Annotated in this window: 2 protein-coding genes; one reads left to right on the forward strand and one right to left on the reverse strand. The window is 66.0% G+C overall.

Features of this window, described 5'->3' with window-relative positions; all coding sequences use genetic code 11:
• Positions 1–450 (forward strand): hypothetical protein (locus tag AUC71_RS13680; RefSeq protein ID WP_204376731.1); only part of this gene is annotated, 450 nt, incomplete at its 5' end.
• Positions 451–462: 12 nt separating this feature from the next.
• Here the strand turns inward: AUC71_RS13680 and AUC71_RS13685 are convergent.
• A complete protein-coding gene (locus tag AUC71_RS13685; protein WP_069624684.1) occupies positions 463–1,293 on the reverse strand; it encodes a CFI-box-CTERM domain-containing protein in 831 nt (276 codons plus the stop codon).
• Positions 1,294–1,728: the final 435 nt, after the last annotated feature.

Genomic DNA, 1,728 nt, shown 5'->3' on the forward strand with positions numbered 1-1,728 from the left:
CCAACCGGTCACGGCCGGTCGAGCGCTGGGCGCCGTCGAGACGGGAGCGGGATCGGCTTTAGCCTGGTCTGGATCGGCGATGCCGAGGACAGGCTCTGGATGTGCGATGCCGACGCCGAGGGCTTCGTCTATTCGTACTCGCTGATGACCGCCGATTTATTGGAAGGCACCGGGCCCGAGCTGATCGGCCTGACGCCGGCCTCCAATGGCGGCTTCGAGGATGATCCGCAGGCGGTGGCCGAGAAGGTCTGCGTGGCGTCCCTGGAAGATGGCGGCACGGTGCTCTCGAGCCGGCCCGACGGCCTCGGCGCCGATCCCGGTTACGCGATCTTCGTGGAGAGCGAGGCCGGGGATCTTTATCTCTGCAATGCCACAGGCGACGCCATGGTGTGGGCTTTTGAGCCTATCGGCGAACCGCTTCAGTTCGAGGATGGCACGGCGGCCAGCTAAACCCGTTGAGGGTCACTGTAATGGGCGCGGGGCTTCGGCTCTCGCGCCCGTTGCTATGTCTGTGCCCGCGAGCTCATTTAGCATCCGCACATAGAGACGGTAGGCCAGCGCGTTGAGGCCGAGCCTTGCGGCGAGCGCCGCGGGCAGGACGAAGCGGGCATAGACGGAGAGCAGGGACCGGGCCGGATCGTCCGGGGCAGTACGAAGCCGTGCCAGAATGCCCGGCGCCAACGCATAGTAGCGGGCGATCAGGGCGCCGCCGCCCGGCTGCTTGGCCAGTACGTCGTCGCGGTAGCGGCGCAGCGTGCGCAACTCGAAGCAATCGTCGTCGAGACCGAGCACATCGCAGCAGGCCGTGGTGATGAAGCAGCCCTCGGGCGAGGTGCATTCGTTGTTCTCTTGCTTCTCGGCCAAGGCGTCGCGGCGTTCCGCCGCCCAGTCAAGCGCCTTGCGCATGGTCACGCAGTCGATGTTGAAGCTGCAGTCGTCGTCCTTGCCCGACAGTTTCAGCACGAGCTCCATGGATTTTTCATCGCGCAGGAGCGGCGCGGTGGCGAGCGGCAGCACGATGCTCACCTGGTCGTCGTAGATGTCGGTGCAGTTGCCGCACAGCGCTTCGTCGACGATGACGGTCCCGGCCGGATTCTTGGCGATGAGGCGGTTCTCCGGCTTGACGAGGAACTCCTCGGGCAGCGAGCCCTCTGTGCTGCCTTGGACGAAGATCTTGGCGTCGAAATCCGTGTTGACCTGGAACTCGAGCCCGAGATCGCAGCTCTTGGCATCGATCGGGGCGAGTCGCGCTGGCTGGCGCCGGCGCTGGCGTCGCTCGCCTGGGCCGTCCACGGGCCGAACTTTTTGGACTCGTAGCATTCGGGCTCGGACGGCGCTTCGGAGTCTTCATCCGCGTTCTCTTCGTCCTGCGCGAAGGCGCGCTGGCCCGAGCCAAGGAGCCGTGCGCCGGCGCAAGCGGCGATGAGGAGGCCAAGCGCGCGGCGGCGCGTGTGTTTCAGCATGAATCGACCTTACGGGGTTGCCGGGGAAATTTCGTGGCGGAGACTAGCAAACAGAATGGCTTAGCGGGAGTGCTCAAGGCCGCCGGGGAGGGGGTGGGCCGATTCGCAGCTTCTTTAGAATCTGCTAGCGTGGCCCCCACCTGATCGGGGGCTAGCCTCGGGTGCGGCGGGGGATGGAAATATGGCGGGGTTGACGAAGGGCAGGGCCGTTTGCGCCGCTCTGGCTCTCGTTCTGTCCGCCGCGTGGCTTTCGCCGCGTGCCCTG

The organism is Methyloceanibacter marginalis (genome assembly GCF_001723295.1).
GTDB lineage: Bacteria > Pseudomonadota > Alphaproteobacteria > Rhizobiales > Methyloligellaceae > Methyloceanibacter > Methyloceanibacter marginalis.